Below are 24,530 nucleotides of genomic sequence, written 5' to 3' on the forward strand. Positions count from 1 at the left end.
CGTTTCATCACAAAGCAACGCATGCGCATCAATATCCAGTTCAAGGACAGAGTAGGTATTGCCCACGAAATACTGGCGGTATTGGCGCGTCGCGGGCTCAATGTGGTGGCGGTTGAAGTTGATCCACCCAACATCTATATCGACAGCCCTGAACTGCTGGAATTCATGCTGCCCTCATTGCAGGCTGACTGCCAGTCTGTGCGTGGGGTCGGTGAAATCAAGGTACTGGATGTTTTGCCCGGCATACGCAGGCGTCTCAATCTCGACACCATGATGGCCGTCATGGAAGACCCGGTCCTGGCGATCGATGCCAGCGGCCATATCGTGATTGCCAATGTCGCCGCTGCCACGGCGACCCGCATGAGCGAGTCCAGCCTGTGCCAGCGCAGCCTGAACCAGGTGCTTGACGATACAGGCATACAGGAAGAGCTGGTCAATTGTGGTTTCCGCCTGCCCAGCCGCGAAGTCAGCCTCAACGGCGAGCCTTATTTCATGGATGTGACGCCGGTATCAGAGCCCCAGGGCCTTGATATTACCCATGGCCGCTCGGTAGGTGCGGTGCTGACTTTTCACGCACCTACCCGCATAGGTGGTCGCCTGCATGCCCTGCAGCATTCTGAAGGCAGTGGCTTTCATTTCATCATCGGTGAATCAGAGCAGATACGCATCCTGAAAACCAAGGCGGCAAGAGTGGCAGTGGTTGATGCGCCCTTGCTGATCACGGGCGAGACCGGCACCGGGAAAGAATTGCTGGCCCAGGCTTGCCACGGTGTCAGTGGCCGCAGCAATGCAGCTTTTTTGGAGCTGAATTGCGCAGCCTTGCCAGAAAGCCTGGCCGAGAGCGAATTATTTGGCTATATGTCCGGTGCCTTCACCGGTGCCCAGCGAGGCGGCAAGCCTGGCCTGTTTGAAATGGCGGATGGGGGTACGGTCTTTCTCGATGAGATAGGCGAGATGTCGCTGTACCTGCAAGCCAAGCTACTGCGCTTCCTGAATGACGGCAAGTTCCGCCGCATAGGCAGTGATAAAGAGGTCAAGGTGAATGTGCGCATCATCAGCGCCACCCACAGGAACTTGCGCAAGATGGTGCAGGAGGGTAGTTTTCGTGAAGACCTGTTCTACCGCCTGAATGTCTTGCATCTGGAAATGCCAGCCCTGCGTGAGCGTCCTGACGATATCCTGCCATTGGCCAGGCATTTCATAGAGCGCGCCTGCACCCAGGCGCAAAAACCGGTATGCCGTTTGAATTCATCTGCCTGTGCAGCTCTGGTATCCAATCACTGGCCAGGCAATGTCAGGCAATTGCAGAATGTGGTGTTTCGCGCGATTACCATGTCAGACCAGCGGGTATTGGATGCAGCTGACCTCGATTGGGCCGAAGGCAGTATCACGGCTGAAGTGGTGAAGAGCGATGCCACCGAGAGCTGGGAGTTGTCGGTGAACGCCTTTGAGCGCAGTTTGCTGGAAAACCTGTATCCGCAATATCCATCCAGCCGCAAACTGGCGACACGGCTGGCGACTTCACATTCCATGATTGCCACCAAGCTGCGTAAATACGGTATCCCGCAAAAACGTTAGGCTTTTTGCTTAACTGGCTGAATAAGCAGCTTATTCAGCCAGTTCTTCCGGGTCTTCAGGTAAATTGACTGCAGGTATCGTGTACTTCTCTTCAGCCCAGGCACCCAGGTCGATTTGCTTGCAGCGTTCAGAGCAAAAAGGACGCCAGCGGTTCGCTTCTTTCCATTCCACCTTGGTTTTGCAGGTGGGACAATCAACAAAAGTAGCCATGTTCAGAAATTACAGAGAGTCAGGTCAAACGGGATATCGTTTTCGTAGGCCTTGGGCTTCATGTCGCCATCCTGTGACATAAAACGTATCCACAACATATATTTATTCGCAGAGATTTCAGGTATAGCCCCAAGTTCCTGCAGGACATTGACGCGCAATAACTGGTAAACCTTGCCTTGCAGCATCTGTTGGTAACTGCCAGCCTGGGCAATGACTTTCGATGTAGAGCCAGATTCGCGCAACAGGCGCAAGACCACATTGATGGCATCAAACAGCGGGGCGATAGGGGCAAACCAGGTGCTGATGTCGGCAAAGCGTTTTTCTGCCGAATTTTTTTGCCAGGCATGGTAGCTGGGCAAGTCAAATTCACAGGCACCGCCCGGGATGATGGTGCGGCCACGTATGCTCATCAGCCATTCATTGTCGCGTATGTTCTGGCCGGTCTTGCCTGTACTGGCAACCAGGGCACTGCTGGCACGATCAACGTCATCCAGTACCTTGTCCAGCATTTCTGCCTGTACATTAGGATTGGACTTGAAACTGATGAGTGTGTGTCTTTGTCTTTCGAGTTCTTGCAAGAGATCGGATTTGAGGTCTGCGCGACCAGCGACTTCCAACATTTCAAAAATGGTGGCAAGGGCGACGTGATGCTGCATGGGGTCAGACTGATGTAAGAAAAACGTGAATTTTTCGTATAAGTCTTCCAGCCGCAATAACGTGCGAATACGCTCGTTAAAAGGGTATTCGTAAACAATCAAAATAGTTTCCCTGTCAAAATTTGGTGCTCATCAAAGCTGCACATGATTCTGAACCATACTGTGTGAAATTACAAACACCGCGTGCAGATTTCCATTATTTTTTTTGTAGGAAAATGTTGTATGTACTGACAATATTCGCTTGCTGATACCGGTGTTTGCATACAGGGACAGTCTCTAATGCTTATTTTTTGCCAGCCCCAGATATAGCTCATGCAGACGTAAAACTTCTTCACTTATATTTTTAAGGTCGCCATTGTTGACAATGACATCGTCAGCGGCAGCCAGCCTGGCTTGTCTGCTGGCCTGGTTGCGCATGATGGCCACTACCTGTTCACGGCTTAACTGGTTGCGTGACATGACGCGCTTGATCTGTGTCTCTTCATCGCAATCAACGACCAGGATGCGATCTACGCGCTGTTTCCAGTTACCTGACTCGACCAGCAGCGGCACCACGAAAATACGGTAGTCACCCTTGGCTTGTGCTGCTGCACGCTCTGTTTCTGTACGTATAAGCGGATGCAATATGGCTTCGAGCTTCAGTTTTTGCGCCGTATCGGCAAACACCAGTTGCCGTATACCAGCCCTGTCCATTGCACCATCTGCGGTAATAAATGCATCGCCAAATTGCGCGCGTATGGCGGGGATAGCCAGACCGCCAGGCGTCGTCAGTTGATGGGCGATCAGGTCGGTATCAATGAGTGCCGCGCCCAGTTCACCCAACATATTGGCGACAGTGGTTTTTCCACTGCCTATACCGCCTGTCAGGCCTAGTGAAAAAACAGGCGCGGAATTGCCAACCATGCCAGCCATCACAAGGTGCTCAGATAGAAATCGACAATTTGTCGGCCCCAGATCAGTGCTATCAAACCTGCGCCAGTCAGGTAGGGGCCAAAGGGTATTTCTGTTTCCCAGCCAAATTTCTTGGAGATAATTTGTCCTATACCTATGACCGAGCCTACCAGGGTCGATAATAAAATAGTAACTGGCAACATGCTCCAGCCCATCCAGGCACCAAAGGCTGCCAGTAACTTGAGATCACCGTAGCCAAAGCCAGGTCTGCCACGCAGTTTTTCATAAATCCAGTTGATTGACCATAGTGACATGTAGCCAATGGCGGCTCCCAGTACTGCGTCTTTCAAAGTAGCGAAGCCGCCGTAGGCATTCAGCAGCAGGCCCAGCCACATCAAACTCAGGGTCAGGTCATCCAGCAGCAACTTATGGTCTATGTCGATGAAGGTCATGGCGATCAGAAACCAGACAAAGACCACCGCACTCATGCCCACCACGCCGCTGCCAAAATGCCAGATCATGCCAGCAGTGAGCAGGCCCGTCAGGGCTTCTATCAGGGGATAGCGTACGGAAATTTTTGCTTTGCAGCCCGTGCATTTGCCACCAATGACGAGGTAGCTGATGATGGGTATATTTTCCAGTTCCCTGATCTTGTGCCCGCAATGCGGGCAGGCAGAGCGAGGCAGCATCAGGTCAAACCTGTCCTGGTGCGGCAATGGCTCCTGCCTTTGCTCTGCGACAAAATTATCCACTTCACGCAGATACATTTTAGGCAGGCGATAAATCACCACGTTCAAAAAACTGCCTATCAGTAGCCCCAATAGCCCGAAGGCTATTGTGGACAAACCATGCTGCGGACCTGCAAATAAAAACGTCTCAATCATCCTGCGACCGAACCCATTTTGAAGATAGGCAAGTACATGGCAACCACCAGGCCACCAATGACCACACCCAGAATCACCATGATGATAGGTTCCATCAGGCTCGACAGGGCAGCAACGGCTTCATCGACTTCATCTTCATAAAAGTCTGCGACTTTGCCCAGCATTTGATCAAGCGCACCGGATTCTTCACCAATTGCCACCATTTGCGTGACCATGGAAGGAAATACATTGGCGTTCTGCATGGCAACTGTCAGGCTGGTACCAGTGCTGACTTCGGTTTGAATTTTGATGGTTGCGTCAAGATAGACGGCATTACCGGCAGCGCCACCAACGGAATCCAGGGATTCAACCAAAGGCACACCAGCGGCAAACATGGTGGCCAGCGTGCGCGTCCAGCGTGCTATGGTTGCTTTTTTTATCACGTCACCAAAAATCGGTGCCTGTAACAGCGCTCTGTCCATGAACTGTTGCACCTTCAGGGAGCGACGCCATGCCTGGAAAAAGAAGTAGATACTGCCAAACAGTCCGCCAAAGATGATGTACCAGTATTTGACGAAATTGTCCGAGATGTTCATGACGATCAGGGTAGGTGCTGGCAATTCTGCACCAAAGCTGCTGAAAGCCTGCTTAAACGCTGGCACCACCCAGATCATGATAACCGCGGTTACGATGAAAGCGATGCCCAGAATGGCGATAGGGTAAGTCAGCGCTGACTTGATCTTGGCCTTGATGGCCATGGTTTTTTCTTTGTAGATGGCCAGACGGGTCAGCAAATCTTCCAGAATACCGGCTTGCTCACCTGCACCCACGAGATTGCAGAACAGCGGGTCAAAATATAAAGGGAACTTGCGGAAAGCTGCGTTCAGGCTGGTGCCGGTTTCAACGTCACCACGGATGTCCTGCAGTAATTTCGAGACCGAAGGGTTGCTGTGGCCTTTGGATACAATATCAAAAGACTGCAGTAGCGGTACGCCTGCCTTCATCATCGTTGCCAGTTGACGGGTAAACAGAGTGATGTCTTTATCAGTAATCGCCTTACCGGAGGTGTAATTCTTCTTTTTTAACTTGGTAACCAGGATACCTTGTCTGCGCAGGGTGGCATTGACGATGGCTTCACCACCAGCGCGCGTTTCGCCCCTGACGACCTTGCCAAACTTGTCCTTGCCTTCCCAGGCATATAGCTGCTCTTTGGGTTGCCCTGATTTTGCTGATTTTGCCAGATTGGTTGCCATATAAATTTTCTCTTATTACTCGTTGGTACATCCGAGGACTTCCTCGAGGCTGGTCAGTCCCTGTCTGACTTTCATTAATCCGGATTGTCGCAAATTCCTGATGCCTTCGCGCTGCGCCTGTTCTTCAATATCAAGAGCGCTGGCGCTGGCCAGAATCAGGCGTTCTATCGATTCCGAGATAGGCATTAACTGGTAGATACCGACACGACCTTTGTAACCGCCGCCGTTGCAACGTTCACAGCCTACCGGGCCATACGGTTTCCATGTGCCATCTAGATCATCATCCTTGAAGCCGGCTGCCAGCAAGACTTCATCCAGAATATCAACAGGCTTTTTACAGGTGCATAAACGGCGTGCCAGCCTTTGCGCCGTAATCAGAATGACAGAGGAAGCAATATTGAACGGTGCCACACCCATGTTCATCAGACGGGTCAGGGTGGCCGGTGCATCATTCGTATGCAAGGTAGAAAATACCATGTGACCAGTTTGCGCAGCCTTGATCGCAATATCGGCAGTTTCCAGGTCGCGAATCTCACCCACCATGATGACGTCGGGATCCTGACGCAAGAATGATTTCAGGGCAGCCGCAAAGGTCAGGCCCGCCTTGTCATTGACGTTAACCTGGTTAACCCCCGGCAAGTTGATCTCCGCCGGATCTTCGGCAGTAGAGATATTAATGCCAGGTTTATTAATAACATTGAGACAGGTGTACAGAGAAACGGTTTTACCCGAACCTGTAGGTCCTGTCACCAGCACCATGCCGTAGGGGCGTTGAATCGCATCCAGCAGGATAGCTTTGTGGTCGGGGTCGTAGCCTAGAGCATCAATACCCATCTGCGCCTGGGAGCCGTCCAGAATACGCATAACGATCTTTTCACCGAACAGGGTGGGCAGAGTACTGACACGAAAGTCGATGGATTTGCTGGCAGATAACTGCAATTTCATCCGGCCATCTTGCGGAATACGTTTTTCCGAAATGTCGAGTTTGGAGATAACCTTGATACGGGAAGACAGTTTGTCCTTGATGGCCAGTGGCGGCTGCGCTATTTCACGGAGCTCGCCATCCACCCGGAAGCGTATGCGGTAAAATTTTTCAAAGGGTTCGAAATGCAAGTCTGATGCGCCAAGATTAATGGCATCAACCAGCATTTTTTGCAGGAATTTTACGACCGGTGCATCATCAATTTCAGCGGTCTGCGCCTCGGCAACAGCTGCACCCAGATCCTCTTCCTTGAATTCCAGATCAAACTCATCTCCTCCAATTTCATTCAGGCTTTGCTCGGAAGATTTACCCAGCTTATCCAGCAATTTAACCAGAGCATCGTGCTGCACGATGATAATGTCTATGCCCAGACCGGTCTGGAACTTGACCTGATCGAGGGCGGAGTTGTTGGTTGGGTCAGAGATCGCCAAGGATATTTTATTGCCTTTTTTGGCAATAGCAATCAGGCGCTGTGATTGCATGAGTTTTTGATCGACCAGTTTTTCCGGGATCAGGGACTCATTGATCAGTGATAAATCCAGCAAGGGATAGCCAAAGGCATCCGAACAGAAGGTGGCAAGGTCGCGCGCGCTAACCGTGCCGCTCTGCGTCAGGGCATCAATAAAACCGGTTTTGTCTGTCTGCGCTTTTTTACTGACAGTTTCAACCTGGGCTGCAGTCAATAAATTGGCCTGCGTCAACGCTCTTGCCAAGCCAGAGCTTGGCATCTGGGATGCTGAATTTGGTAAGACTGCGGACATAGGATCTTTTGAGTAAAATTTGCCAATACAATCAGTTGCCTTAGGATAATGCAACTAAGCCTGTTATTTGTAAAGTCGTTCCCCGGCTTACAGACGGGGGAGTGGGCAAAAAATGCAGCCTTGCCACAACTGCATCAAGTTTTAAATCTATCTGCTAATGACGACAAAGATTTGCAGCTTCTTTACTCTGTATAGAATGTTTTCCGGCAAATTGCCACGCCGGATTTATCAGTCTTTTGTTTCCGGTGTACCGCATGGATTTTAAGCAGGGATGTGACCCTGCTCAATTTTGTAACAATCTGTTAAATCCACGAATTTGCCGATTTAATGATTTCTTCCAACCGCGAAGGCACAAAGCTTGATCATGGCCTGTTTATACCGATTGTCTGGCCAGGTTGAGATGGCTGTTGCGGCACGCTCAGCAGCTTTCACAGCTTCATTTTGCGTATATGCGAGAGCACCTGATTGCGTAATTGCAGCCAGTATGGCATCAAATTTGGATTCGTCACCGTTTTCTATGCAAGCGCGTACCAGCTCGCGCTCTTCTGCCGAGCCATTTTTCATCAGGTAGATCAAAGGCAGGGTAGGCTTGCCTTCGCGCAAGTCATCGCCCACGTTCTTGCCTATATCCTCGGCATTGCCAGAATAATCAAGAACGTCATCAATCAGTTGAAAAGCAGTCCCCAAAGACCGGCCATATTCGCCTGCAGCTTCGATTTCCGTCTGATTGGCACCCGCAATGAGGGCGCCAATTTCCGCTGCCGCCTCAAACAGTTTGGCTGTTTTTGAGCGTATCACCTGCAGGTAACGTTCTTCAGTTACGTCAGGGTCGTGCATATTCAACAACTGCAAGACCTCACCTTCGGCGATGACATTCGTCGCATCCGCCAGGATTTGCATGATTTGCATGCTATTGATGGACACCATCATCTGGAAGGCACGTGAATATAAAAAGTCGCCTACCAATACCGATGCGGCATTGCCAAACAAGGCATTGGCGGTCTTGCGGCCACGGCGCATGGATGACTCATCCACCACGTCATCATGCAACAAGGTGGCTGTGTGTATGAATTCGACAATGGCGGCCAGTTCATGATGATGCTTGCCTTGATATTGAAAGGCATTGGCCACCAGCAAGACCAGTACCGGGCGTATGCGCTTGCCACCGGCGCTGATAATGTATTCGGCGATCTGGTTGACCAGGGCAACTTCAGAATGCAATTTGTTGCGGATTACCTGATTTACTTCGCCCATATCGGCGGCGATCAGTTCAGTGATAGGGTTTTGGTTGTTTGTGGCAGACAAGGGGGAACCTGCATAAAAATCCGGGATGACCGCGATTATACGATGCAGTGCTGCTTATTTGCTTGAATTGCACCAGTTCTCTTGCGCTTAGTCCATTTTCCAGCAGCCAATTGCCCGTTTACTATGGCTTTGCTGAAAAAATATGCAAATAGTCTTTGACGCATTTCACGGGATTATGTACAATTTGGGGTTTTCCCGACTTCCCGGATGTATTTTTGTCTGGCGGGGAGAAAATCCCTAATTTTTATTTGATGAGGTTTCACATGTACGCGGTCATAAAAACCGGTGGCAAACAATATAAAGTTGTCGCTGGTGAAAAACTTAAAGTAGAACAGATACCTGCAGACATTGGCTCCGAAATCACCATTGATCAAGTGCTCGCATTGGGCGCTGGCGAGACCATTAAATTTGGTGCTCCATTGGTCGCAGGTGCTACGGTGCTGGCTAAGGTTGTAGATCACGGTCGTCACGACAAAGTGCGCATTTTCAAAATGCGTCGTCGTAAGCACTATCAGAAACGTCAAGGCCATCGCCAAAACTACACTGAATTGCAAATCGTTTCTATCAACGGCTAATCCGTAGATCAGTAATCAATCTACCTGTAATCTGTAAGGAGCTAATAAAATGGCACACAAAAAAGGCGGCGGCACCACGCGCAACGGTCGTGACTCAGAATCGAAACGCCTTGGCGTTAAAGTTTACGGCGGCCAAACTATCAATGCTGGCGGCATCATCATTCGTCAACGCGGCACACGCGTACACGCTGGTGAAAACGTAGGCATGGGCAAAGACCACACTCTGTTCGCCCTGGTTAATGGCAAAGTACAATTCGCGATCAAAGGTGCCAACAAGCACCAGTACGCAATTGTTGTTGCAGACACAGCAGCAGCGTAATGCATTGAAGTAATTCAAAGCAGGGCGCAAGCCAGTATGATAAAAAGGCTCTGCCATCGGTAGGGCCTTTTTAGTTGGATCAATCTCCGATTCAGCTCATTGCGGCAATCCCTTACCCGCAAGCTCACCTCTCCGTTAGCAACACCCTGCATGGGCAGTTTGATGCTAGCCCTTTTAATTTGAAGAAATCCTGTATAAATTTATTGTTCCATCAGGTTACAAAAATTTATACAAGCTTTTTTAGGTGGTAAAAATGAAATTTATTGATGAAGCCCGTATCGAAGTAATCGCCGGTGATGGCGGTAATGGTGTGGCGTCTTTTTGTCGCGAAAAGTTCCGCCCTTTCGGCGGTCCCGATGGTGGTGATGGTGGCCGTGGCGGCAGTATCTGGGCCGTAGCCGACCGTAATATCAACACTCTGGTCGATTATCGCTATTCCAAACTGCATAAAGCCAAGGACGGTGAAAATGGTCGTGGTGCAGACTGCTATGGCAAAGGCGCGGAAGACATACGCCTGCGCATGCCGGTCGGCACTCTGATCTGTGACAGGAATACCGATGAAGTCATCGCTGACCTGACCGAACATGGCCAGGAGGTGGAACTGGTCAAAGGTGGTGAAGGTGGCTGGGGTAATATCCATTTCAAAACTTCTACCAACCGCGCACCACGTCAGCGCTCTGATGGTAAAGAAGGGGAGCGTCGCGAATTGCGCCTGGAATTGAAAGTACTGGCTGACGTAGGTCTCCTGGGTTTGCCAAATGCCGGTAAATCGACTTTCATTACTGCAGTATCGAATGCCCGCCCGAAAATTGCTGATTATCCTTTCACGACCCTGCATCCTAATCTGGGTATGGTTCGTGTCAGCCATGAAAAAAGCTTTGTTATCGCCGATATTCCTGGTCTGATCGAAGGCGCTGCTGATGGTGCAGGTCTGGGCATACAGTTCCTCAAGCATTTGCAACGCACAGGCTTGCTCTTGCACATTGTTGATCTGGCACCGTTCGATGAAGCCGTCGACCCTGTTAAAGAAGCCAAGGCCCTCATCAAGGAATTGCGTAAATACGATGAAAGCCTGTATGAGAAGCCACGCTGGCTGGTACTCAACAAGCTCGATGTGCTGACCGAAGATGAGCGCAAGAAAAAGGTCAAAGATTTTATCAAGCGCTTTGCCTGGAAAGGCCCGGTCTTTGAAATCTCCGCCTTGAATCGCGAGGGTTGTGAAGAACTGGTCACCGAGATCTATAAATATCTGGAAGAAAAGCGTACGCATGAACAGCGTTCGCAAGAAACCACAATGAAAGAAGAAGCGCAGGGTATCTTGTCCATTGACCCAGATGATCCGCGTTTTAAAGTAATTGAAGACTAAAAGAAAACCTGGTGAAAACCAGGTTTTTTTACGTCCGCTACCAACTACCCATTCCAACTACTCATTAATTGATCACCAGTTCTTGTTCATCAAGCACACCGTCTCCCTGAGGGATGGAAAATGAATGACTATTTTGATATCTAAACAATTTCTTTTTAATAATGAAAATCTCATAAAAAGTAGAATATAGCTTTTAATTGTGAATTAAATTTAGATTGCAACGATAGTATCCATATAAAGTATAATTTTGATTTGTTTGCCGCTTTCATGTGGCAACCTCGCCAAATCATATCCGTATTCATTTTATGCAATCTGTCATTCAGCAAGCAAAGCGCCTGATCATCAAAGTAGGTTCGTCTCTGGTCACCAATGATGGCAAGGGCCTGGACAAGCAAGCCATCGCCAGGTGGGCTGCCCAGATCGCTGGCCTGCGTGCCATGGGCAAGGAAGTCGTGCTGGTCAGTTCTGGTGCCATTGCCGAAGGCCGGCAGCGCCTGGGTTTTGAAAAACGGCCAACCGCCATCCATGAATTGCAGGCTTGTGCTGCGGTAGGCCAGATGGGTCTGGCGCAAATTTACGAAAGCAGCTTTCGTGAACACCAGCTAGGCACGGCACAAATCTTGTTGACGCATGCCGACCTGGCCGACCGTGAACGCTACCTGAATGCGCGTTCCACCCTGTTTACCTTGCTGCGTCTGGGCATCGTTCCCATCATCAATGAAAATGACACTGTGGTCACGGATGAAATCAAGTTTGGTGACAATGACACCCTGGGAGCCCTGGTTGCCAATCTGATCGAAGCCGACGCCTTGATCATCCTGACTGACCAAAAAGGCCTGTATACTGCTGACCCACGCAAAGACCCGGATGCCACTTTTGTCCATGAAGCCAGGGCAGGTGATTTGGCTCTGGAAGCCATGGCTGGTGGTGCAGGATCAAGTCTGGGCAGTGGTGGCATGCTGACCAAGATACTCGCAGCAAAACGCGGCGCACGTTCTGGTGCCCATACCGTTATCGCCTGGGGGCGTGAAGACAATGTCTTGCTGCGCCTGGCGCAAGGTGAGGCCATAGGGACACAATTGATTTCACAAATGGCGCCAGTGGCAGCGCGCAAGCAATGGATGATGGATCATCTGCAAACCCTGGGCCAGGTCGTGCTGGATGCAGGTGCAGTGCAAAAACTGACGCGTGAAGGCAAGTCCTTGTTACCCATAGGCGTGCTGGATGTGCGCGGTGAATTTAGCCGTGGCGCTGTAGTCACGCTTTGTGATGAAGCGGGTGCACCGGTGGCCAGGGGGCTGATTAATTATTCAAGTGCTGATGCACGCCGTATCAAGCGCCATGCTTCTTCTGAAATTGCATCCATACTTGGCTTTGTTGAAGAGTCTGAGCTGATACACCGCGACAATCTGGTTTTGTTGTAAATAGAATATAAAACCGGGCAAAAAAAGGGGCTGGATCTGAATTGATCCGGCCCCATTTTTTGTACATCTTGCCAAGGAATCAGATTAGTAATACGAAGATTTCTTACCTCGCAATTTATCCAGCAAGACATTGGCCTTGCCAGCGATGGTTTTACCCTCGCAAAAATACTCGGAGAACAAGGTGGCATGCTGCTTGTTGGCACCGGTATTGGAGATCATGTCCCATTGATTGCGGCGGGAACGTGACCACGTACCATCAGGACGGCCAAAGGCATACAGTTTGACTTCATACGTCTGGCAACGCAGGCCTTCATAACTGATGTTTTTAGCGCCGCCTGCGCTGGTGGCAACCAGGCTGTAGCGTATGGTGCCATCTGCTGCTACGGTCAGTGATTTGGTATCAATCGCGAAAGACTGGCTCGGACTCTTGTAGAAATTTAAGAGATTTTCAGCCTTCGGTGCCTCTGGCAATTGCAGGGCGACTTCGCGCCACTCCTTGTCTTCTTCCTCTTCATCTGCAGCAAAAACCTGGCTGACAGGCAGCAAGGCCAGACCGATGATGGCGAGATGGTGGAGATAGCGTAGTTTTTTATTTAACATAAATTATTTGGATTCTTCCGGCTCGGTTTTCTTGCAATCCTGATTTTTTTGCGCCTGCTGCGTTTGTTGCGACTGTTGCTGATTGCGCAAATAGCGGCTGCGGTTGGAGTTGGGGTGCTCAGTGCGGTGCACATAGCGCGACAATTCCTGCAAAGCCAATTGATAGACACCGCGCTTGAATTCAATCACCACGTCCAGCGGTACCCAATAGTCGTGCCAGCGCCAGGCATCGAATTCAGGATGCGTGCTGGCACGCAGATTGACATCGCAATCGCGGCCTATCATGCGCAACAAAAACCAGATCTGTTTTTGCCCGCGATAATGCCCGCGAATTTCACGCTTGATAAAATGATCCGGCACTTCATAGCGCAGCCAGTCACGGGTACGCCCTATGACTTTGACGTGCTCAGGTAGCAAGCCGGTTTCTTCTTCGAGTTCGCGGAACATGGCCTGCTCCGGAGACTCACCATATTTAATGCCACCCTGGGGAAATTGCCAGGAATGCTCGCGCACCCTTTTCCCCACCAGACTTCATTGTTGGCGTTTAGCAAAATTATGCCAACGTTAGGGCGAAAGCCTTCACGATCCAGCATGTTCAACCTCAAAACTTTCTGTGGCTAAACGGCTTGCTCCTGCAATAGATAGCGTAGAGAGCGTTTGTTTCGTCGAAAAATCCCGCTTTTTTGAGCGGACAGCCCCCATGGAGGCGAACAAATCGCAGTTTCCTTCATCAAATGTGCAAAGAGTGGGCGCATTAGCCAGCTAATCCTTTAAAATTGAGTTGATTATAACCCTCCATTTAAAAAGAATCACTGTCATGCGTGCTACACGATTTTTTATTTCCACACTGAAAGAAGCTCCTGCCGATGCCGAGATCGTCAGCCATAAACTGATGATGCGGGCGGGCATGATTAAACGCCTCGGTTCCGGCATCTATAACTACATGCCCATGGGCTTGCGCATCATCCGCAAAGTAGAAAATATTGTTCGTGAGGAAATGAATCGTGCTGGTGCGATAGAAATGCTGATGCCAGTAGTGCAACCTGCAGAACTCTGGCAAGAAACTGGCCGCTGGGACAAGATGGGGCCAGAGCTCATGCGCGTCAAAGACCGTCATGGCCGTGATTACATTATCCAGCCTACTTCTGAAGAGGCGATTACTGACGTCGTCCGTACAGAAATCCGTTCCTATCGCCAGTTGCCTGTGAATTTTTATCACATCCAGACCAAGTTCCGCGACGAACGCCGTCCTCGTTTTGGTCTCATGCGTGGCCGTGAATTTACCATGAAGGATGCCTATTCCTTTGACCGCGATGTCGAAGGCATGCAAAAGTCTTATGAAATCATGTATGACGCCTACACCCGTATCTTCCAGCGCTTTGGCCTGGAATTCCGTGCGGTAGCGGCCGACAATGGCGCTATCGGCGGTTCTGGCTCCCATGAATTCCACGTCATTGCTGACACTGGTGAAGACGCGCTGGTGTATTGTCCTACTTCTGATTACGCTGCCAATATGGAAGCGGCAGAAGCCTTGCCTACGCAAACCAGCCGCCCAGCCGCTACTGCTGCGCTGACCAAGACGGCCACGCCTGGCAAAGCCAAGTGTGAAGATGTCGCGCAATTGCTGGGTATTCCGCTGGAAACCACGGTCAAGTCCATCGTGCTGGCAGTTGATGCGGAAAAAGACAGTGGCAAGCCAGCACAAATCTGGTTGCTGCTGTTGCGTGGCGATCATGAACTCAATGAAGTCAAGGCTGGCAAGATCGCCAGCATGGCCAATTACCGCTTTGCGACAGAGGCTGAAATTGTCGAGCATTTTGGCACCAAACCAGGCTACCTTGGTCCTATCGGTACACAAAAACCAGTCAATATCGTCGCTGACAGAACCGTCGCCAACATGGCTGACTTTGTCTGTGGCGCGAATGAAGCAGATTTTCACTTCACCGGTGCCAACTGGGGCCGTGATTTACCTGAGCCAGCAGTGGCTGACTTGCGCAATGTCGTCGCTGGTGATCCATCACCAGATGGCAAGGGTGTACTGGCCATACAGCGCGGCATCGAAGTGGGACACGTATTCCAGCTCGGCACCCGCTATTCTGACGATATGAAAGCGACTTTCCTTGATGAAAACGGCAAGCCACAATTACTGCAAATGGGTTGTTACGGCATAGGCGTTACCCGCATCCTGGGCGCAGCGATAGAACAGAATTTCGATGACAAGGGCATCATCTGGCCGACGGCGATTGCACCGTTTGAAGTCGTTATCTGTCCTATGGGCATGGACCGCAGCGAAGCCGTCAAAACCGAGACCGAATCCCTGTACAACGCCCTGCTGGCAGCGGGCGTCGACGTCATACTGGATGACCGTGGCGAACGTCCAGGTGCCATGTTTGCTGACTGGGAACTGATAGGTGTGCCACACCGCGTTGTTATCGGTGACCGTGGCCTCAAGGAAGGCAGGCTCGAATACCTGGGTCGCCGTGATACCGAAGCCAGCAATGTGCCTGTGGCCGAGATGCTGGCCTTTATCCAGGCCAAGCTTGCAGGTAAATAAGTAGCAGGATGAAGTATTTTTTCTTGCGCTTTTGCGTCTGGTGCAAAGGAAGATGTAGCGGTAAGTTTGATCTGCAAGTCATGCAAATCATCTGTGCAGGGTGGAAGCAATCCCCCTGCCTCTGGCAATCTGCCTGTTGGCTTTTTCTGCTTTACCGGCGCAAGCCGGTAATCAAAAAGAAGAAGCCATGGCAGATTCTGTGCGCCTTGCACTGGCCAAAGCTGTGTCTGACTCCACGCCACCTAAACCCACGTTTGCCAATATCGAAGAACGTATCAAATACCTCAACTGGCAAGGCGAAATGGCTACCCGCCTGAAGAGGCGCATACCCGATTTGCAGACCCGCAAGGAATTGCTGGATGCCATCTGGTATGAATCAAAGCGTGCGGGTCTGGACGTTGCCATGGTCATGGGTTTGATACAGGTAGAATCCGCCTTCCGCAAATACGCGACTTCGGTCGTTGGTGCGCGTGGCTATATGCAAGTCATGCCCTTTTGGTCGCGCGTGATTGGCGATGGCGATGCGAAAAAACTGTTTCAGATGCAAACCAATCTGCGCTATGGCTGTTCGATTTTGCGCCTGTACATCGATATGGAAAAAGGCGATCTTTACCTCGCACTGGGTCGCTACAACGGTAGCCGTGGCCGTCCTGAATATCCCAAGGCAGTGCTATCCAACTGGAAAAACTGGGAATTTACCAGCTGATTCATTTGCTGGATAAAATCGGCATCACTCTCCAGGTAGCAATTGACGCTACCCCTGGTCTTGTAAAACTATGCTTTGAATAAATGACGGGTCAAGTATGACCGGGCGTTCCAGAATGCCCGGTCATACTCAGGATTACACCAAGACCCGACATGCAGGCACTCTTTTATCATGAAGAATTTGGCAGTACAGACTGGCGCAAGTTATTGCGTTCTCGCTGGCAATTGCTGCTTGTTGTATTGTCGGTTCATCTCTTGTTAATTCTTTTGTGGCCCAGCATCGTCAGACATAAAAATGAAGTGGGCACGCCGCTGGCTTTTGTGGTCCGCATGCTGGAAGCACCCATACAGAGCAAACCAGAACAGACTGCGCCTGTGATCAAACCAGCGATATCACCCAGTCAATTGCCCGTGCCAAATAACCCCCGCAACCTGGTCGTGCCAACCAGCCCCGTTACGCCTGCTGCCAGCGATGCAGGCACAGGTATCACTGTCGCGCCTGTTCCAGCAGCGAATACAGAAGTCAGCGCACCGACATTAACCGGCGATAGCCCCGTCGTCATCCAGCGCGACATCAGCAAAGTCATCAAACAGGTAGAGCGTGAAATGCCTAACCGTATCCTGACCAATATCAAGCCAGAAAAATCATCGATGGTGCAATTTGGTATCAATGTCGCTGCCGCTGCGCGTCCGCGTGGCACCAGCTATCAGAACATCATCATGCCAGATGGCACCGCCATGACCAAGGTGACGACACCAGGTGGTACGTATTGTGTGATAGGTGCAAAACCGGGGGCAGATATCACCAGGGCACCCGGCATACGGACTGTCAGTTGCGGTAGTTATTGAGGCGAGGACAGGCTCATGCTGGTAGCTTCTTATCACCTGCCTGTTCAACGCAGTCAGTGGCAAATACTACTTGGCGTACTGCTGTTACACACGTGCTTGTATATGCAATGGCCACAGTTGAAGGCGCCGCATAAAGAAGAGATAACGCAGGCAAATAGTGACAGTCTGATTTTTTTAAGCAGCCTGAGCAAGTGAAACTGCCGACACCTTCACCAGCCAGGCAGGATGTGCCAGTGGCATCCCGCCAAAGCAGCGTCATGTTATCTCCGCGACAGAACTCTGCGATCAATGACCAGGCAAGGGCTGTCAGCGACAAACAGCAATCGATGCCGCCAATCGAAAAAGAGTCAGCGAGCCTTGAAGCTGACAGGTCTGTTGTTGGCAAGTTGCTTAACCGTGATACACGTGATATTTTCAACGGACTGAAAAAAGATTTCCAGTACCGTGATCAGGTCAGTGCCAAACCTGCGCGTGCGGCGATGGAGAAATTTGGTACTGCTGTTCAGGCCTCTTCTACCGTCATACGTGAAAGCTACAAGCATGAAGTACATATACTAGGTGACGGGCGACCAGTCTCGAAAGTGATTACGCCATTCGGGACTTATTGCATCTTGCATCGCAAACCAGGCGAAATCATTGGTAATGAGCTGCCTACCGTACCTGTGACCTGTGGAAATTTGTAAACCGGAGGCTGAATAGCGAGGAGTAGTTTTCTATTTCTGGTTAGATGAAATGACCCCAGACGTTTGCACGTCTGAGGAATGCTTTCAATTTGTGAAATGCGTCTGCAAGTACTCAGGTTGGAACCAAATTAATGCCGATGAGGCGCTCAGTACCATTGCGTATGATTTTCAGCGTGAACTTGCCCTGAGGAGGGGAAACTGCCTGCAAGAGCTCATACGCATGTTTGCTGTTGATGACCGTGGCGCCATTGATTTCGATGATGACATCGCCAGGTAAAACATTCGCTATAAAAGCGGGCGATTCTTCCCGCACGATGTCAATGATAGCCCCGGTGTTGCGTTCCAGGTTTTTTCTGAGTTCAGGTGTCAAGTCCAGCGCGACCACACCCACACGCGGTTTTCTTGTCGATTTGACGAAGTAAACGGCGGCTTGGTTATAGCGTTGCTGTTCCGTCGTCAAAGGGACGACAGTCGTACCATAGGTAGTGCTGGTGCCTGAGTAATTAGCACTGCCGCCGGTGCCATTGACCGTTCCTGATGAATAGGTGGTTTTGTTGTTGGGCAAGAAAAGTGGTGTCGTAATCGTTCTTGTGCCGGCAAACTTGGACGAGAACAGCGCCATGACAGCGCCGTTTTGCTGCGCCTGTTCAATCATGCCGCGCTCAGATTCCTTTTCTCCGTTGAAGGAGGACTGACCAATCACGATATAGCCTTTGGAGCGGGCTATTCTGACATCCCTTGTCAGATCGTCTGATGCAAAAATCTTGGGCGCCTCATTCGGTGACAGCGTCTGTACATCCGGCAGTGTTTTCGCGTCTGCATAAGATTTATAGAATTTCTGGTAACCGCTGGCACAACCGGACAGAATTACAGCAAGGGTGAGAATGAGGATGCGACATTGCATAAAAAGAGCTCCATTGTTATTAAGGACTGCTGTCTCTACAACATGCGAGCCGGGCAATGAGCGCTACAGCCGATAATGCCAGCCGAAGAGCCGGTCTGGTGTTTCAAGCTGGACCGTTTATCTTTTTTGTTCGCAAGAAGCACCGCAGGGAGAAGAATTCTATCAATTAATCTTTACCCTTACCATAAGGTGTCGATGGATATTTTGTCTGTGTGATTTGGAGGATGATGCAGATGCGGTGGGTTTTTCAGGAGTAGAGTGCATTAAAGATCTGTAAAAACAAAAATGCCCGCGCGATGCGGGCATTTTTGTTTGGGATGGGACTGACTGCTTCCCTTTAAGTTTCCCAAAGCAACTGCGGAAACCTGTTCCTGAAAATCAGGACAGATGGCCGGAAATGAGTTTAGTCATTTCAAACATGGACACTTGTTTCTTGCCACCGAAAACGGCTTTTAACTTGTCATCCGCGTTGATGTTGCGTTTGTTTGCTTCGTCTTGCAGTTTGTGCTTCTTGATGTATTCCCATACTTTTTTAGTGACTTCAGTACGAGGAATCGCTGCTGCACCGATGACTGCTGCCAGAACTGGAGAGATAGTCATAGGTTTCATGAACGCTGCATTTGGCTTGCGAGCTGCTGCTGGCTTGGCGGCTGCTGCTTTTTTAGGAGCGGCTGCTTTTGCTGCAGGTTTCGCTGCTGCTGCCTTTGGAGCGGCTGCTTTTGCTGCTGGTTTAGCCGCTGCTTTGGCTGCCGGTTTTGCTGCTGGTTTCTTTGGTGCTGTTGCCATAAATAGCCTCCTTCACAAATTTCGTGGACGGAGCTTTGATCGTTTTGAAAAGCTCCTGCATTGCGTCACTTCACGCATCGCTAATAGTGGTGCGGTTTTTACAGGGATGCAAGTGTTTTTTGCGGGTTTTTAGTGAAAAAGTGCAGGAATTTGCCTGTCGTTGGATTTAAGCCTAAAAAAATGCCGGATTAGCGCCGTTTTGGCTGCTATCCGGCATTTTTTTCATAGAGGGAAATGCGAACAGAAATACTGAGAAAAACTCAGCGTTTACCGGGCATCATACCCTTCATGCCGCGCAACATCTTCATCATGCCGCCACCGCGTAATTTCTTCATCATGGACTGCATTTGCTCAAACTGGGCCAGCATGCGGTTGACTTCCTGTATCTGTACGCCGGCACCTGCAGCGATACGGCGCTTGCGCGAAGCCTTGATCAATTCCGGCTTGGACCTTTCTTGCGGTGTCATGGAATTGATCATGCCTTCCATGCGGCGTACCTGTTTTTCTGCCTGATCCATATTCGCGCCGCTGGCTGCCTGTTGCATTTGCGCTGGCAACTTGTCCATCAGGTTGGCCAGGCCGCCCATATTCTTCATCTGCGAAATCTGCATCTTGAAGTCATTCATGTCGAACTTGCCGCCATCCTTGATCTTGTGCGCCAGGTCCTGTGCGGCTGCCACGTCCATGCCTTTTTGGGCAGATTCCACCAGCGCCAGGATGTCACCCATGCCCAAAATGCGGTTGGCCATGCGGGTGGCATCAAACGATTCCAGGCCATCGAGTTTTTCAGCAACACCAACAAATTTGATTGGTTTCCCAGTGATATGGCGTACCGACAGCGCAGCACCACCACGCGCGTCGCCATCAAGCTTGGTCAGCACCACGCCTGTCAAAGGCAGGGCATCGTTAAAGGCCTTGGCAGTATTGACGGCATCCTGACCCAGCATGGCATCGACCACGAACAGGGTTTCTATCGGTTTGACGGCGGCATGGACTGCAGCAATCTCTTGCATCATCGCTTCATCTATACCCAGACGACCTGCAGTATCGATGATCAGCACATCGTGATAATGCTTTTTGGCGTAGTCAAGTGCAGCCAGGGCGATATCAACCGGCTTGTCAGTAGGCAGGGAGGGGAAAAAGTCTGCACCAACCTGCGCTGTCACCGTCTGCAACTGGCCTATCGCGGCAGGACGGTACACGTCGGCAGAAACGGTTAATACCTTTTTCTTTTTTTGCTCTTTCAGATATTTGGCCAGCTTACCGACCGTCGTGGTTTTACCGGCACCCTGTAAACCTGCCATCAGGATGATTGCCGGTGGCTGGCAGTTAAAACTTAGTTGGGATGCTTCTTCACCCAGGTCGGCACCCATCAGGGCTGCCAGTTCTTTTTGTACCACGCCAACCAGGGCCTGACCTGGTGTCAGGGAAGAAATGACTTCTTCTCCCATGGCTTTTTCTTTGACGCGGGCGATCAGTTCACGTACTGCTGGCAGGGCAACGTCTGCCTCCAGCAAGGCCATGCGTACTTCACGCAACATGTCGGCGGTATTGGATTCAGTCAGACGGGCTTCGCCGCGCATGGTCTTGACGACTTTGGCTAGGCGCTGGGTAAGGTTATCGAGCATGTTGGCTTAGGAGATATTAAGAAAAATTCAATATGGCGGCGCTTGCTACAGTCTGCAATTAGTCTGCAGGTTAAGTAGTAGCGGATAAAACAGGCATTTTACCTGAACCCGTGGTTGAGCCCGGCATTTCGCCTATTTCGCCAGAAGTGCATAGTAGATGCTGTCGAAATTCCGAAAATCCAGAATTATTTCAAATGTCTGTGCGGATTTTCAGACGCATGAGGGATACTACTGATATATTTTATTCAAAAAATCAGTTAAAACCGGCGTGCGGGCCTTCATTCGTGCTTGGTATGAAGTCTGCTAATAAGAGTGCTATTCCAGAGCTTGTTACAAAATCAAGATGGCTGCACATTCTTTGCAATGTCAGCCAGGTTTTGTCGCCAGTTCAAAAATAGACGCTCAATAATCTGGAGACAATCATGAGACGACTTCATCGTGCCTGGCGCCTGTCACGCATATTTACCCTGTGCACCCTGATTGCTTCGTCCGGCTACAGCCTGGCAGAGGAAGGTGTCACTGACAGTAGCATATTAATAGGACAAACCGTAGGCCTGACCGGGCAGATTGCCGGGCCGGTCAAAGAAATGAATGCAGGCGCTGCCGCTTATTTCAACCAGATCAACAAGAATGGCGGCGTGCATGGCCGCAAGATAGAGCTACACATTGTCGATGACAAGTTTGATCCCGTGATTGCCGCTGCCAATGCCGAGACACTGATCAAGAAAGACCATGTCTTTGCCTTGTTCCAGTCGCGCGGCACGCCGCATACCCAGGCTATCCTTCCTATACTGGCGTCCAGCAAGGTGCCGCTGGTGGCACCGAGTACCGGTGCGGCAGTGTTCCATAATCCGGTTAACCGCTATGTATTCAATGTCAGGGCCAGGTATCAGGATGAAGTAAAAAAGGCTGTTGAGCAGTTTTCTACCATAGGCCTCAAAGATATCGCCATCGTGCATGTCGATGATACTTTCGGCGGCGATGGGCTGATCGGTTTTACCAATGCGATGGACAGCTTCAAACTCAAGCCATCCCTGATCAGTAAATATGACAGGGCAAAACCTGACGTACCCAAGGCAATTGATGAAGTAACCAAGTCAACCGCCAAGGCAGTGATCATCGTCGGTTCTGCCACTACCGTGGCAGAACTGATCCGTGGTTTGCGTGCCAAAGGCAGCACCGTACAAATCATGACACTGTCAAATAATGCTTCGCAGTCCTTCATTGATTCCCTCGGGCCGGTGGCAACTGGCGTGATGGTGTCACAGATTATGCCTGCTCCCCATCTGGTATCTTCTACTCTGGGGCAAGAATTCAAGACCATTGCCAAAGACAATGGTGTGGCACCATCTTATGCGGCAATGGAAGGCTTCGTCTCTGCCAAGTTGCTGGTAGAAGGTTTGAAGCGGGCGGGCAAGGGCCTGACGCGGGAAGGTCTGATACGCGCGCTGGAATCCATGCACAAGGTTGATCTGGGTGGTGTCACAGTCACTTATAGTGACCACGACCACAGCGGCAGTGAGTTTGTTGATCTGACGATGATAGGGCGGGATGGCAAGTTCTTGCGCTAATGTATATCTCAGTGCGAAAACACGGAATGCGTAGTAGTGATAATCCGGGTTTTCGCATCGCGTTTGCAAAAACTCATATGAAAACTTGAATGAAATCAGTTGTTTACTAAAATTCTCGTGCTGGCACAATATCTGCTAATCAGTACGCGTAGGAAAAATCAAATCAAAACCCAGGAGACAAAGATGTTCAAAAAGATTTTGCTTGCCAGCCTTATTACTTCCGGATTATTTGCCAGTGCTGCCCAGGCCCAGGAGGTTGTCAGGCTGGGTAACCTGAAATTCGCTCATTACGGTGCGGTATCCTATATCAAGGAAATCGCTCCCAAGTGTGGCATCAAGGTAGAAGAGCGTGTGTTCGCCAAGGGTCTTGATGCCATGCAGGCCGTCATCGCAGGTGAGCTGGATGTAGGGGCTGTATCTTCAGAAGCAGTGATTTCTGCCCGTGCCAGTGGTACACCTATTTATCTGGTGGCAGGTTTCGCCAAGGGTGGTGCCCGTCTGGTTGGACGTGCAGACCTGGGCATGAAGACTGTCAAAGATTTAAAAGGTAAAAAAGTTGGCGTGACCCGTGGCGGTATCCAGGACATCTTGCTGGCAGCCGAACTGGCACAAAATGGCCTGACTTATTCTGATCAACCAGGTAAGGATGTGCAAATCATTTATCTCGGTTTTCCTGATCTGAACCAGGCTCTGCTGGGCAAGAATGTTGACGCGATCATGCAGTCCGAGCCATATTCTTCCCAGGCCATCAACAAGGGTTTTGGCAATGAAATCATCAAGCCTTACGATACCCCGATAGGCGAACCGATCCGTACCATGGTCATGACAGAGAAGTTTTATAAAGAACGTCGCCCGGTTGCAGAAAAATTCATGCGCTGCTTTGTTGAAGCGACCAAGACCTTTATCGACAATAAGGAACTGGCTGAAAAATATGTGCGTGAAAACATGTTCAAGGGTCAGGTCAGCCATGAAGATTTTGTCAATGCCATAGAAAACTCACCTTACTCTTATGATGTGACGGCAGAACACATACAGATCACCACTGATCTTATGCAAAAATATGGCGTGGGTAAAATGGCCAAGCCACCAGTCGCCAAGGATTGGGTAAAAACCGATCTTCTGGAACAAGCCAAGAAGAGCCTGAACATAAAATAGGCATCAAGCATGTCTTTAGTTTGAGCAAAGGGTGAGCACGCTCTTTTTAGCCGTCAGCTCACCCCCGCCCCACAATTCTTGAAGGAAAAATCATGAAATTCAAATGGCGTGAAATTGGCGCGGGGCTGATTGTGCCCGTTATTCTGATTGCGATCTGGCATGTGGTGACCAACATGGGATGGGTCAATGCCCAGGTCTTGCCTACGCCTATGGCGGTGGTAAAAAAATGGATAGAGTATGCGTCCCCTTATGAAGCCAGGGACGTGGCGACGACGAGCTGGCTGGCCTGGGCTTTTTCTGGCGAATTGATACGCGACACCATGGGCAGTATGTACCGCGTGCTGGTCGGTTTTGTGGTCGGCGCAGGTCTGGCGCTGCCACTCGGGCTGGCGATGGGTTCGAGCCAAAGGATGTATGCATGGATGAATCCCCTGATTCAGGTTTTGCGCCCCATACCACCGATAGCCTATATCCCGTTATCGATACTGTGGTTTGGTCTGGGTAATCCACCAGCCATCTTCCTGATCGCGATCGGCGCGTTTTTCCCTGTACTGATGAACACCATCGCCGGTGTGCGTCATGTCGATGGTATCTACATCAGGGCCGCCCGCAATCTGGGGGCCAGCCAGACCACCATGTTTGTGCGCGTCATGTTGCCAGCGGCTGTACCTTATATCTTGTCCGGTGTACGTATTGGTATAGGTACTGCTTTTATCGTGGTCATCGTCTCGGAAATGATTGCCGTGAACAATGGCCTGGGTTTTCGCATACTGGAGGCGCGTGAGTATTTTTGGTCTGACAAGATTATTGCAGGCATGATCAGCATAGGTTTGCTGGGTTTGGCAATTGATCTGGCGATGAATAAATTGAATAACTATTTGCTGCGCTGGCACCGTGGATTGGAGAACTGAG

Annotated in this window: 23 protein-coding genes and 1 pseudogene; 12 read left to right on the plus strand and 12 right to left on the minus strand. The window is 50.4% G+C overall.

Going from position 1 to position 24,530, the window contains the following annotated elements:
- Positions 1 to 21 precede the first annotated feature (21 nt).
- Complete coding sequence (locus tag UNDKW_RS04115) at positions 22 to 1,578, plus strand: sigma-54-dependent transcriptional regulator (protein ID WP_162057694.1); 1,557 nt, start codon at positions 22 to 24, stop codon at positions 1,576 to 1,578.
- 30 nt (positions 1,579 to 1,608) lie between these two features.
- Here UNDKW_RS04115 and UNDKW_RS04120 read toward each other — a convergent pair whose 3' ends face one another.
- The 7 genes from UNDKW_RS04120 to ispB form a co-directional block, all read right to left on the minus strand.
- Positions 1,609 to 1,788 carry a DNA gyrase inhibitor YacG gene (locus tag UNDKW_RS04120; protein ID WP_162039882.1) on the minus strand — a complete coding sequence of 60 codons (180 nt, stop codon included), beginning with the start codon at positions 1,786 to 1,788 and terminating at the stop codon, positions 1,609 to 1,611.
- A gap of 2 nt (positions 1,789 to 1,790) precedes the next feature.
- Positions 1,791 to 2,546: a cell division protein ZapD gene (gene zapD, locus UNDKW_RS04125; protein WP_162039883.1), complete on the minus strand. Its 756-nt coding sequence runs from the start codon at positions 2,544 to 2,546 to the stop codon at positions 1,791 to 1,793.
- A 174-nt stretch (positions 2,547 to 2,720) separates the two neighbouring features.
- Positions 2,721 to 3,347, minus strand: a complete 627-nt coding sequence (gene coaE, locus UNDKW_RS04130; protein ID WP_162057695.1) for a dephospho-CoA kinase — start codon at positions 3,345 to 3,347, stop codon at positions 2,721 to 2,723.
- Between the two features lie 8 nt (positions 3,348 to 3,355).
- Positions 3,356 to 4,180, minus strand: a complete 825-nt coding sequence (locus tag UNDKW_RS04135) for an A24 family peptidase (protein ID WP_370529082.1) — start codon at positions 4,178 to 4,180, stop codon at positions 3,356 to 3,358.
- 35 nt (positions 4,181 to 4,215) lie between these two features.
- Positions 4,216 to 5,451, minus strand: coding sequence for a type II secretion system F family protein (locus tag UNDKW_RS04140; RefSeq protein ID WP_162057697.1), 1,236 nt, complete (start codon positions 5,449 to 5,451; stop codon positions 4,216 to 4,218).
- Between the two features lie 15 nt (positions 5,452 to 5,466).
- Positions 5,467 to 7,194: a type IV-A pilus assembly ATPase PilB gene (gene pilB / locus UNDKW_RS04145; RefSeq protein ID WP_162057698.1), complete on the minus strand. Its 1,728-nt coding sequence runs from the start codon at positions 7,192 to 7,194 to the stop codon at positions 5,467 to 5,469.
- Between the two features lie 324 nt (positions 7,195 to 7,518).
- A complete protein-coding gene (gene ispB / locus UNDKW_RS04150) occupies positions 7,519 to 8,448 on the minus strand; it encodes an octaprenyl diphosphate synthase (RefSeq protein WP_162061753.1) in 930 nt (309 codons plus the stop codon).
- A 314-nt stretch (positions 8,449 to 8,762) separates the two neighbouring features.
- Between ispB and rplU the strand changes: the two genes are divergently transcribed.
- From rplU to proB, 4 genes are all read left to right on the plus strand, one after another.
- On the plus strand, positions 8,763 to 9,074 hold the full coding sequence (gene rplU / locus UNDKW_RS04155; RefSeq protein WP_162020347.1) for a 50S ribosomal protein L21: 312 nt from the start codon (positions 8,763 to 8,765) through the stop codon (positions 9,072 to 9,074).
- Positions 9,075 to 9,123: 49 nt separating this feature from the next.
- Positions 9,124 to 9,393 (plus strand): 50S ribosomal protein L27, encoded by a 270-nt coding sequence (gene rpmA / locus UNDKW_RS04160; protein WP_162039887.1) that lies wholly within the window; start codon positions 9,124 to 9,126, stop codon positions 9,391 to 9,393.
- Between the two features lie 253 nt (positions 9,394 to 9,646).
- Complete coding sequence (gene obgE, locus UNDKW_RS04165) at positions 9,647 to 10,759, plus strand: GTPase ObgE (protein ID WP_162057699.1); 1,113 nt, start codon at positions 9,647 to 9,649, stop codon at positions 10,757 to 10,759.
- A gap of 305 nt (positions 10,760 to 11,064) precedes the next feature.
- On the plus strand, positions 11,065 to 12,183 hold the full coding sequence (gene proB / locus UNDKW_RS04170) for a glutamate 5-kinase (RefSeq protein ID WP_162039889.1): 1,119 nt from the start codon (positions 11,065 to 11,067) through the stop codon (positions 12,181 to 12,183).
- A gap of 84 nt (positions 12,184 to 12,267) precedes the next feature.
- Here proB and UNDKW_RS04175 read toward each other — a convergent pair whose 3' ends face one another.
- Positions 12,268 to 12,783: a CNP1-like family protein gene (locus UNDKW_RS04175; RefSeq protein WP_162057700.1), complete on the minus strand. Its 516-nt coding sequence runs from the start codon at positions 12,781 to 12,783 to the stop codon at positions 12,268 to 12,270.
- A 3-nt stretch (positions 12,784 to 12,786) separates the two neighbouring features.
- Positions 12,787 to 13,376, minus strand: a pseudogene (locus UNDKW_RS04180) (RNA pyrophosphohydrolase).
- 224 nt (positions 13,377 to 13,600) lie between these two features.
- On the opposite strand from UNDKW_RS04180, the gene UNDKW_RS04185 reads away from it, so the two are divergent.
- The 4 genes from UNDKW_RS04185 (at position 13,601) to UNDKW_RS04200 (ending at position 17,574) form a co-directional block, all read left to right on the plus strand.
- On the plus strand, positions 13,601 to 15,337 hold the full coding sequence (locus tag UNDKW_RS04185; protein ID WP_162057701.1) for a proline--tRNA ligase: 1,737 nt from the start codon (positions 13,601 to 13,603) through the stop codon (positions 15,335 to 15,337).
- A 91-nt stretch (positions 15,338 to 15,428) separates the two neighbouring features.
- Entirely contained in the window at positions 15,429 to 16,043 is a 615-nt protein-coding gene (locus UNDKW_RS04190) for a lytic transglycosylase domain-containing protein (protein WP_370529122.1), read from the plus strand.
- Positions 16,044 to 16,195: 152 nt separating this feature from the next.
- On the plus strand, positions 16,196 to 16,891 hold the full coding sequence (locus UNDKW_RS04195) for a hypothetical protein (RefSeq protein ID WP_162057702.1): 696 nt from the start codon (positions 16,196 to 16,198) through the stop codon (positions 16,889 to 16,891).
- Positions 16,892 to 17,082: 191 nt separating this feature from the next.
- On the plus strand, positions 17,083 to 17,574 hold the full coding sequence (locus UNDKW_RS04200) for a hypothetical protein (RefSeq protein ID WP_162057703.1): 492 nt from the start codon (positions 17,083 to 17,085) through the stop codon (positions 17,572 to 17,574).
- A gap of 112 nt (positions 17,575 to 17,686) precedes the next feature.
- On the opposite strand, the gene UNDKW_RS04205 is transcribed toward UNDKW_RS04200, so the two are convergent.
- The 3 genes from UNDKW_RS04205 to ffh form a co-directional block, all read right to left on the minus strand.
- Entirely contained in the window at positions 17,687 to 18,478 is a 792-nt protein-coding gene (locus UNDKW_RS04205; RefSeq protein ID WP_162057704.1) for a PDZ domain-containing protein, read from the minus strand.
- 378 nt (positions 18,479 to 18,856) lie between these two features.
- Positions 18,857 to 19,264 (minus strand): SWIB/MDM2 domain-containing protein, encoded by a 408-nt coding sequence (locus UNDKW_RS04210; protein WP_162057705.1) that lies wholly within the window; start codon positions 19,262 to 19,264, stop codon positions 18,857 to 18,859.
- Positions 19,265 to 19,524: 260 nt separating this feature from the next.
- The gene (ffh, locus tag UNDKW_RS04215; protein ID WP_162057706.1) at positions 19,525 to 20,892 is read right to left on the minus strand and encodes a signal recognition particle protein; all 1,368 of its coding nucleotides are present in this window, start codon (positions 20,890 to 20,892) and stop codon (positions 19,525 to 19,527) included.
- Between the two features lie 422 nt (positions 20,893 to 21,314).
- Between ffh and UNDKW_RS04220 the strand changes: the two genes are divergently transcribed.
- The 3 genes from UNDKW_RS04220 to UNDKW_RS04230 all read left to right on the plus strand — a co-directional run bounded on the left by UNDKW_RS04220 (position 21,315) and on the right by UNDKW_RS04230 (position 24,529).
- A complete protein-coding gene (locus UNDKW_RS04220) occupies positions 21,315 to 22,463 on the plus strand; it encodes an ABC transporter substrate-binding protein (protein WP_162057707.1) in 1,149 nt (382 codons plus the stop codon).
- Between the two features lie 183 nt (positions 22,464 to 22,646).
- Positions 22,647 to 23,618: an ABC transporter substrate-binding protein gene (locus UNDKW_RS04225; RefSeq protein WP_162057708.1), complete on the plus strand. Its 972-nt coding sequence runs from the start codon at positions 22,647 to 22,649 to the stop codon at positions 23,616 to 23,618.
- Positions 23,619 to 23,710: 92 nt separating this feature from the next.
- Positions 23,711 to 24,529 carry an ABC transporter permease gene (locus UNDKW_RS04230; RefSeq protein WP_162057709.1) on the plus strand — a complete coding sequence of 273 codons (819 nt, stop codon included), beginning with the start codon at positions 23,711 to 23,713 and terminating at the stop codon, positions 24,527 to 24,529.
- Position 24,530: the final 1 nt, after the last annotated feature.

Source organism: Undibacterium sp. KW1, from assembly GCF_009937955.1.
Classification (GTDB): Bacteria; Pseudomonadota; Gammaproteobacteria; order Burkholderiales; family Burkholderiaceae_D; genus Undibacterium.

Bases quoted from the DNA above. Each gene is read 5' to 3' on its own strand.
- UNDKW_RS04115 (WP_162057694.1), top strand. From the start codon at position 22: ATGCGCATCAATATCCAGTTCAAGGACAGAGTAGGTATTGCCCACGAA.
- UNDKW_RS04120 (WP_162039882.1), bottom strand. From the start codon at position 1,788: ATGGCTACTTTTGTTGATTGTCCCACCTGCAAAACCAAGGTGGAATGG.
- coaE (WP_162057695.1), bottom strand. From the start codon at position 3,347: ATGGTTGGCAATTCCGCGCCTGTTTTTTCACTAGGCCTGACAGGCGGT.
- UNDKW_RS04140 (WP_162057697.1), bottom strand. From the start codon at position 5,451: ATGGCAACCAATCTGGCAAAATCAGCAAAATCAGGGCAACCCAAAGAG.
- pilB (WP_162057698.1), bottom strand. From the start codon at position 7,194: ATGTCCGCAGTCTTACCAAATTCAGCATCCCAGATGCCAAGCTCTGGC.
- ispB (WP_162061753.1), bottom strand. From the start codon at position 8,448: ATGGGCGAAGTAAATCAGGTAATCCGCAACAAATTGCATTCTGAAGTT.
- rplU (WP_162020347.1), top strand. From the start codon at position 8,763: ATGTACGCGGTCATAAAAACCGGTGGCAAACAATATAAAGTTGTCGCT.
- rpmA (WP_162039887.1), top strand. From the start codon at position 9,124: ATGGCACACAAAAAAGGCGGCGGCACCACGCGCAACGGTCGTGACTCA.
- obgE (WP_162057699.1), top strand. From the start codon at position 9,647: ATGAAATTTATTGATGAAGCCCGTATCGAAGTAATCGCCGGTGATGGC.
- proB (WP_162039889.1), top strand. From the start codon at position 11,065: ATGCAATCTGTCATTCAGCAAGCAAAGCGCCTGATCATCAAAGTAGGT.
- UNDKW_RS04175 (WP_162057700.1), bottom strand. From the start codon at position 12,783: ATGTTAAATAAAAAACTACGCTATCTCCACCATCTCGCCATCATCGGT.
- UNDKW_RS04185 (WP_162057701.1), top strand. From the start codon at position 13,601: ATGCGTGCTACACGATTTTTTATTTCCACACTGAAAGAAGCTCCTGCC.
- UNDKW_RS04195 (WP_162057702.1), top strand. From the start codon at position 16,196: ATGCAGGCACTCTTTTATCATGAAGAATTTGGCAGTACAGACTGGCGC.
- UNDKW_RS04205 (WP_162057704.1), bottom strand. From the start codon at position 18,478: ATGCAATGTCGCATCCTCATTCTCACCCTTGCTGTAATTCTGTCCGGT.
- UNDKW_RS04210 (WP_162057705.1), bottom strand. From the start codon at position 19,264: ATGGCAACAGCACCAAAGAAACCAGCAGCAAAACCGGCAGCCAAAGCA.
- ffh (WP_162057706.1), bottom strand. From the start codon at position 20,892: ATGCTCGATAACCTTACCCAGCGCCTAGCCAAAGTCGTCAAGACCATG.
- UNDKW_RS04220 (WP_162057707.1), top strand. From the start codon at position 21,315: ATGAGACGACTTCATCGTGCCTGGCGCCTGTCACGCATATTTACCCTG.
- UNDKW_RS04225 (WP_162057708.1), top strand. From the start codon at position 22,647: ATGTTCAAAAAGATTTTGCTTGCCAGCCTTATTACTTCCGGATTATTT.
- UNDKW_RS04230 (WP_162057709.1), top strand. From the start codon at position 23,711: ATGAAATTCAAATGGCGTGAAATTGGCGCGGGGCTGATTGTGCCCGTT.